Source organism: Catenulispora pinisilvae, assembly GCF_015356865.1.
Lineage (GTDB): Bacteria > Actinomycetota > Actinomycetes > Streptomycetales > Catenulisporaceae > Catenulispora > Catenulispora pinisilvae.
The window spans coordinates 1-7,517 of sequence record NZ_JAAFZA010000367.1; the positions used below are offsets into that span (position 1 = coordinate 1).

Genomic DNA, 7,517 nt, shown 5'->3' on the forward strand with positions numbered 1-7,517 from the left:
CGAATCACCTGCTCAACCGCCACCGAAGCAGCCACCGCGGCCGCGCCGGTCAGCACCGCGCTGTCGCCGAGTGCTGACACCTCCAGGCGTGGCGGATACGGCAGCCGCTCCTGTAAGCGCAGTGCGACGCGCTCCAGTAACAGGTCGCCGTTCAGGCCGATGCCGCCGCCGAGGATGACCAGCTCCACGTCGGCGACCGCCGCCAGTACCCCGATGTAGGCGGTGATGCGGCGTGCGACCTCCTCGACGACCTCGATGGCTCGTGGGTGGCCGGTGCGGGCGCGGTCGAAGATCAGCTCGGTGGTCAGGGTTGGGGTGGCGCCTGGTGGTCTGCGGCCGGGGGAGTTGCCGACCAGTTCTGTGGCGAATGGTTCGGCGAACTGCACGATTGAGGCGGCGCAGGGGTCGTTGGCGTCGAAGCCTTCGGGGTCGAAGGCGGTGTCCAGCTCGCCGGCCGCGCCGGAGTGGCCTCGGTGCAGGTGTCCGTGCAGTACCAGTCCCGCGCCGACTCCTGTGCCCACGGACAAGAAGGCGAAGCTTTCTGCTGCGGCGCCGGTTCCGTGGGTGTTCTCGCCGAGTGCCGCTAGGTCGATGTCGTTCTCCACGGTGAATGGCACGCCGACTGCCGCTTCGAGCTCCGTGGCGATCGCGAAGCCGTTCAGTGCCGGGATGTTCAGTGCCTGCCAGACCCGGCCGGTGTGTCGGTCCACGACGCCCGGGACGCCTGCCACCGCGTGCCGCACCGTCGCCGCGTCGACGTCGGCCGCGTCGATCAGTTCCCGCGCCAGTTCCGCTGCCGCCGCGACCATGAGTGGGGCGTCCATGCCCTGCACGTCCACGTCCCGGCGGGCCGCGATCGCCGCGCCCGGCCCGGCCAGGACGCCGCGCAGCCGGTGTGCGCCCAGGTCCAGGGCCAGCGCGTGCACGCCGTCCGGCTTGGGGCCGAAGAAGACCGCGCCGTGTGAGGGGTCGCGGGCCGAGTCGGGGGACTGCGTCACCAGGCCGGTGGCCAGGAGCTCCTCCAACAGTACCGACACGGTCGGTTTGGAGATCCCGGTGAGGCGCGCGATCTCGGCGCGGGAGATCGGGTGCCCGCCCTCGATCACCGACCATACGGTCCGGATGTTCATCTCCCGGAGCGTGGCGGCGGTGACACCGGTGGTCGGGCGCGCTGCGGGGATGTTCATGCTCGCAGAGTACGGCGTATGCGCTGGCTGGTCGTTCGCGGGGCATCGCCGGGTATCGGTGGGTATCGGCACGGCCGGTGCCCGGGTGGATATCCCAGTCCCGGTGCCGGGGCTGATATCCCAGTCTCAGGGGCTGGGATATCCGGATTCCGGACGCCAGTACTCGATCGCGTCGTTCAGAAACAGATGCACATAGCCGCACCGCGTGCAGACCAGCCCGGTCGCGGACTGGTTCATCCAGCCCATGTTCATGAACTCCGCTCCGGTCGTGTTCAACTTCACTTTCCGGTCGAAGAAGATCTCGCCCTTGCATACCAGACAGCCGAACGGGACCCGGTTGATCGTCGCCAAGGCCCCAGTACTCAACTGACCCATGTTCCCCCGACTCCCCCTGACCGAAGCGCATGATCGCATCAATCTTAGGTGCGCAATATGCTGCACTACCAGAACCCGGCGATTTTCGGCCCCGGGAAGGCGTGCGGCGAGCTGGGAGTGTGGGAGAACCGATGCCGGAGTTCGGACGGCGGTGGCACGGGCTGGCCGCCGCGCTCATCGTCCCGCCGCTGCTCACGGTCTTCCTGACGGCCTACACCGAGCAACTGGGGCTGAGCAACCAGGTGCTCATCTACCTGGTGGCGCTGGTGGCGGTCTCGCTGCTGTGCGGGATGGTGCCGGCGCTGGTGGCCGCGGTGTGGGCCACGGTGCTGCTGGACTACTACTTCATCTCCCCGGTGCACGCCTTCCGGATCGCGGTGGCCAGCGACGTGATCACGCTGTCCGCGTTCGTGATCGTCGCGGTCACGGTGGCCTCGGTGGTCGAGTACTCCGGCAAGCAGTTCCTGCGGGCCACGCAGGCCGCCGCGGAGGCCCGGCAGTTGGAAGCCGTGGACCGCATGCGCACCGCGCTGCTCACCGCGGTTTCGCACGATCTGCGGGCCCCGCTGGCCGCGGCCCGGGCCTCCGTCGACACCCTGCGTGATCCCCGCTTCGAGTTGTCCGAGACCGACCGCGGCGATCTGCTCGGCGCCGCCGGCTCCTCGCTTGGCCGCCTCTCGCGGCTGGTGGAGGACCTGCTGGACATGTCGCGTCTACAGACCGGCGCGCTTCAGCCGCGGCTGGAGCCGGTCGCGGCCGGCGAGGTGATCCCGCGGGCGGTGGACGACGTCCCGGCCGCCGAGGGCCGCATCACCGTGGCCCCGATCCCCGACGCCGTGCCGCCGGCCCTGGCCGACGGCGCGCTGCTGGAGCGGGTGCTGGCCAACCTGGTCGGCAACGCCGCCAAACACACGACCTCGCGGATCGAGGTGACCGCGGGACTGAGCGCAGGGGTGAGCGCGGGACTGACCGCAGGCCTGGGCGCGGGACTGGCTGGGGGACTGACGGCAGGCCCGACCGAGGACCCGACCGAACCGGCCGGCGGGGACACCGTCGGCGAAAGAGGCGAACGAGTGGAGATCCGCGTGATCGACCACGGCCCCGGCATCCCGGCCGCCGACCGGGACCGGGTGTTCCGGCCCTTCCAGCGCCTCGGCGACCGCGACAACACCGCCGGCGTCGGCCTGGGCCTGGCGCTGGCCCGCGGCCTCACCGAGGCGATGGGCGGCGAGCTGTGGCCGGAGGACACCCCCGGCGGCGGGCTGACGATGGTGGTGGCGATCCCGGCCCGGTCCGGGGCCGGGACGGCGAAAGGGGCGGCGCGGTGAAGAGCCTGCTGATCGTCGACGACGAGGCCCAACTGCTGCTGGCGCTGCGCATCAACCTGTCGGCGCGCGGCTATGAGGTGACGGTCGCCGCCGACGGGGCCGAGGCCCTGGCCGCCGCCAGCCGCAAACTGCCCGACCTGGTGGTGCTGGACCTCGGGCTGCCGGACGTGGACGGCGTCCAGGTCATCAACGGCCTGCGCGCCTGGTCCACGGTGCCGATCCTGGTGCTGTCCGGCCGCACCGAGCCCTGGGACAAGGTGGAGGCGCTGGACGCCGGCGCCGACGACTTCGTCACCAAGCCGTTCTCCACCGACGAGCTCGCCGCCCGAGTCAGGTCCCTGATCCGGCGCTCGGAGCCGGAGAACGCGACCGGGCCGCAGATCGCGGTCGGCAACTATGTCGTCGATCTGGCGGCCCGCACTGTGAAGCGTGCTGCCGGGGCGCCGCCGGACGTGCCGGAAGCCGTGCGGCTGACCCGTACCGAGTGGGCGGTCCTGGAGATCCTGCTGCGCCATCCCGGCCGCCTGGTCTCCAGCAAGCAGCTGTTGGCCCACGTGTGGGGGACGGAGCACGAGCCGGAGGGCAGCTACCTCCGCTTCTACCTCGCCCGGCTGCGCCAGAAGCTGGAGCCGGAGCCCTCGAACCCGCGCCAACTGCTCACCGAACCGGGGATGGGGTATCGCTTCCAGCCGCGCCAGGCATGAGTGGTTCGTGAGTGTTTCGAGGTGGACGTCATGGGGTTCGTGAGCAATCCATGAGTAATATTCCACTGAGATCTAGTGCGCTCGGGGCTGCCCGCCTCTAGCATCGCGATCGTGCCTAGTGCTCTGGGGATTGCCAAACGGGTCGTGGTCGGCCGGCCGATGCATAGCGAGATGCTCGGCGAGACCTTGCTCCCGAAGAAGATCGCGCTGCCGGTCTTCGCGTCCGACGCCCTGTCCTCGGTGGCCTACGCCACCGAGGAGATCCTGCTGGTGCTGTCGGCGGGCGGCCTGGCCCTGCTGCACTTCACGTGGTGGATCGCGCTGGCGGTCGGGCTGCTGATGCTGGTGGTCGTCGCCTCCTATCGGCAGAACGTCCACGCCTATCCGTCCGGCGGCGGCGACTACGAGGTCGCCACGACCAATCTCGGCCCGAAGGTCGGGCTGACGGTCGCCAGCGCCTTGATGGTCGACTACATCCTCACCGTCGCGGTGTCGGTCTCCTCCGGCGTGGCCAACCTGGCCTCGGCGTTCCCGGCGCTGAACTCGCACGTCGTGCTGATCGCGGTGGCCGTCATCGTGGTCATCACCACGCTGAACCTGCGCGGGGTCCGGGAGTCCGGCACGGCGTTCGCGGTCCCGACCTACTGCTTCGTCGGCGCGGTCGGCGTGATGATCGTGACCGGGCTGGTCCGGATCGCGTTCGGCCACGGCCTGCACGCCGAGAGCGAGCACTACAAGATCATCAACACCACCCACTACAACGGGGTGCTGCTGATCTTCCTGCTGCTGCGGGCCTTCGCCTCCGGCTGCACCGCGCTCACCGGCGTCGAGGCGATCAGCAACGGGGTCCCGGCCTTCAAGGCGCCCAAGAGCAAGAACGCCGCCACCACGCTGGCGCTGCTCGGCGGGATCGCGGTGGCGATGTTCGCCGGGGTCACCGCGCTGGCCCTGGCCGGCCACGTGCACGCCGCGGACGCGACGAACCTGTCCGGGCTGCCGGCCGGGCAGCAGCCGCGCACGGTCATCGCGCAGGTGGCGCGCTCGGTGTTCGGCGGGTCCTCGCCCTTCTTCTTCATCCTGCAGGTCGTCACGGCCCTGATCCTGGTGCTGGCCGCGAACACCGCCTTCAACGGCTTCCCGGTGCTCGGCTCGATCCTGGCCAAGGACGGCTACCTGCCCCGGCAGCTGCACACCCGCGGCGACCGGCTGGCCTTCTCCAACGGCATCATCGTGCTGGCCGGGTTCGCCACCTTGCTGGTGGTGGCGTTCAACGCCTCGCCGACCCGGCTGATCCAGCTGTACATCGTCGGGGTGTTCGTGTCCTTCGTCTGTTCCCAGACCGGCATGATCCGGCACTGGAACCGGCTGCTGCGCGACACCGCCGACGTCGCCGAACGCCGCCGCATGATGCGCTCGCGGGTGATCAACGCCATCGGCGCCGGCGTGACGGCCGCGGTCCTGGTGATCGTGCTGGTCACCAAGTTCGCCAAGGGCGCGTGGATCGTCGTGCTGGCGATGCCGTGCATCTGGCTGGTGATGCGGGCCATCAACCGGCACTACGCGGCCGTGGCGCGGGAACTGGAGCCGCCGGAGGACGGCGCCTTCAGCCTGCCGGCCAACAACCACGCGGTGGTGCTGGTGTCCAAACTGCACATGCCGACCCTGCGGGCGCTCGGCTACGCCAGCGCCACCAGGCCCAGCAGCCTGGAAGCCGTGACGGTGAACCTCGACGACGCCGAAGTGGCGGTGCTGAAGTCCGAATGGGAGCGGCGCGCGATCCCGGTGCCGCTCACGGTCATCGCCTCGCCCTATCGGGAGATCACCCGGCCGATCATCGAGTACGTCAAACGGGTGCGCACCGAGAACCCGAACGACGTGGTGACCGTCTACATCCCGCAGTACGTGCTCGGCCACTGGTGGGAGCAGGTGCTGCACAACCAGTCCGCGCTGCGGCTGAAGAGCCGGCTGCTGTTCCAGCGGCGGGTCGTGGTCGCGGCGGTGCCCTATCAGCTGGAGTCGGCGTCCGCGCGGATCGCGGCGGCGAAGGCCCAGGCCGCGTACCACGGCGCCGCGATGGTGAAGCCGGCGCCGAAGCCGAAGGTGCCGAAGCAGCGCACCACCCGGCTCCAGACGCTGACATTGGAGAACACTGAGTTGGAAGCCAGGGAGTTGACTGAAGAGGTTTCGCCTTGTGGCGCCACGCCGATCGCGGATTGTCCGGACCGGGAGCGGGTCGTGGTGTCCGGGACGCTGCGGACCGTGCGGCTGCGGCCGCGGGCCGGGGTGCCGGTGCTGGAGGCGGACTTGTGGGACGGTACCGGGTCGGTGACCGTGAGCTGGCTCGGGCGGCGGGAGATCCCGGGGATCGAGCCCGGGCGCCGGATCGTGGTGCGCGGGCGGATCACGACGGTCGGCGGGCAGCGGGCCGTGTACAACCCGATCTACGAGCTGCGGCCCGGGGCGGCGGACTGAGCGGGGGCTGCTGGGCAGGCGGTGCCGCGCACTGAGCGATGCCGCGGCTTGAGCGGGAGGCAGTTCCTCGGCCTGCGGAGCCGCTCGGCGACCCGCTGACCCGGCCCGCGTTTGAGTCCGTGGTCAGCGGTTATCCGGCAGCGCGTGGCGAGCGATACAGAACACTGCGAATGTCCCGTGTCTGCCGGACCAGCGCCCCTGACGGGCTCGGCCGGAGTCGGCCCGCCACCTCGCCGGGCCTCGCCCGGTCCGCCGCGGCGGCCGGGATCCGGGCGCGGGTCCAGCCGGTGAGCCTCAACCGGCCCGCGCCACGACCAGGGTGTCGATCGCCGGCTGCGGCGCGCGGTCGGTCTGGCGGTGCACGCGTTCGGCACGGGCGACTGTCAGGCCCTTGAGTTGCTCCAAGGTTTCGGTGACGAGGCCCGGGGTGTAGAGGATGTCAGGGTTCTGGGGTCCGCCGACGCCGTCCGCGATGTTGGTGACGTCATGCCCGACGACGACCAGGGTGCCGCCGGGCGCGAGGGCTTTCGCGGCGCTGCGCAGGACCGTGGCCAGGTCGTCGGCGGGCAGGTGGAGGTAGGCGATGACGACCGCGTCGTGGGCGCCTACCTGGGGCTGGTAGTCCAGGACGTCGGCGTGGATCCAGCGCACGTCCAGGCCGTGCTCCTCGGCCTGCTCGCGGCCTCGGGCCAGCGCGTTCTCGGCGAAATCAACGGCGGTGGCCCGCCAACCGAGGTCGGCGAGCCACAGCGCGTTGCGTCCCTCACCGGCGGCCAGGTCCAACGCCCGGCCGGCCGGCAGCGGACCGAGGACCTCGGCCACGAAGCGGTTCGGCGCCCATCCCCACACGGACTGGGCCTCGCCGTAACGCTTCTCCCACAGCTCGCGGTCCTCGGCCCGGGCCATCAGACGGTGGCGTTCGCGGCGCTCTGGGCCGGCGACTCGGCGCCGCCCTCAGCCTCGGCGCGCTCGGCCAGCGCCTTGCGCACCTCGTCCATGTCCAGCGCACGGGCCTGCGAGATCAGGTCCTCCAGCGCCGACTCCGGCAGCGCACCCGGGTGCTGGTACAGCGTGACGCCGTCCCGCACGATCATCAGGGTGGGAATCGACCGGATGTCGAACGTCGCCGCCAGCTCCTGCTCGGCCTCAGTGTCGACCTTCCCGAACACGATGTCCCCGTGCTTCTCGGCGGCCTTCTTGTACACCGGCGCGAACGCCCGACAAGGCCCACACCACTCGGCCCAGAAGTCGACAAGCGTGATGCCCTCGACCGCGACGGTCTCGGCGAAGGTGTCCTTGGTAAGTTCCACGACGGCCACAGCCGTTGCCTCCTCGCTGCTCGGCGGGGTCTCGTTCGGATACCCCGCAGGGTATAACCGCCGAGGTCGGGGCGGTATTCCGTTGGGCCGCCGGAGGGACGGGCGCGGGTCGGGTGCGGGTCGGGCGCGGGA

6 protein-coding genes and 2 pseudogenes are annotated in these 7,517 nt (G+C 70.7%); 4 read left to right on the forward strand and 4 right to left on the reverse strand.

All coding sequences use genetic code 11. The annotated features are described in order from the left end of the window. Nucleotides 1–1,187: ROK family transcriptional regulator (locus IZR01_RS46720; protein WP_194927596.1), on the reverse strand; the 1,187-nt coding region annotated here is incomplete at its 3' end. 126 nt (nucleotides 1,188–1,313) lie between these two features. Further along, on the reverse strand, nucleotides 1,314–1,553 hold the full coding sequence (locus IZR01_RS46725; protein ID WP_228555311.1) for a hypothetical protein: 240 nt from the start codon (nucleotides 1,551–1,553) through the stop codon (nucleotides 1,314–1,316). Between the two features lie 140 nt (nucleotides 1,554–1,693). On the opposite strand from IZR01_RS46725, the pseudogene IZR01_RS54855 reads away from it, so the two are divergent. The 4 genes and pseudogenes from IZR01_RS54855 to IZR01_RS46740 all read left to right on the forward strand — a co-directional run. Then, nucleotides 1,694–1,981: pseudogene (locus tag IZR01_RS54855) on the forward strand (DUF4118 domain-containing protein); the annotation flags it as partial. Between the two features lie 48 nt (nucleotides 1,982–2,029). Further along, nucleotides 2,030–2,890 (forward strand): annotated as a pseudogene (locus IZR01_RS46730) (sensor histidine kinase); the annotation flags it as partial. Continuing rightward, nucleotides 2,887–3,594 (forward strand): response regulator, encoded by a 708-nt coding sequence (locus IZR01_RS46735; RefSeq protein ID WP_194896857.1) that lies wholly within the window; start codon nucleotides 2,887–2,889, stop codon nucleotides 3,592–3,594. The pseudogene IZR01_RS46730 and the gene IZR01_RS46735, both read left to right, overlap by 4 nt. 111 nt (nucleotides 3,595–3,705) lie before the next feature. Further along, entirely contained in the window at nucleotides 3,706–6,066 is a 2,361-nt protein-coding gene (locus tag IZR01_RS46740) for an amino acid permease (RefSeq protein WP_194896858.1), read from the forward strand. 294 nt (nucleotides 6,067–6,360) lie between these two features. Here IZR01_RS46740 and IZR01_RS46745 read toward each other — a convergent pair whose 3' ends face one another. Beyond that, on the reverse strand, nucleotides 6,361–6,972 hold the full coding sequence (locus IZR01_RS46745; protein WP_194927597.1) for a class I SAM-dependent methyltransferase: 612 nt from the start codon (nucleotides 6,970–6,972) through the stop codon (nucleotides 6,361–6,363). Continuing rightward, entirely contained in the window at nucleotides 6,972–7,385 is a 414-nt protein-coding gene (gene trxA, locus IZR01_RS46750) for a thioredoxin (protein WP_194927598.1), read from the reverse strand. Before trxA ends, IZR01_RS46745 begins: the two co-directional genes overlap by 1 nt. Between the last annotated feature and the right edge of the window lie 132 nt (nucleotides 7,386–7,517).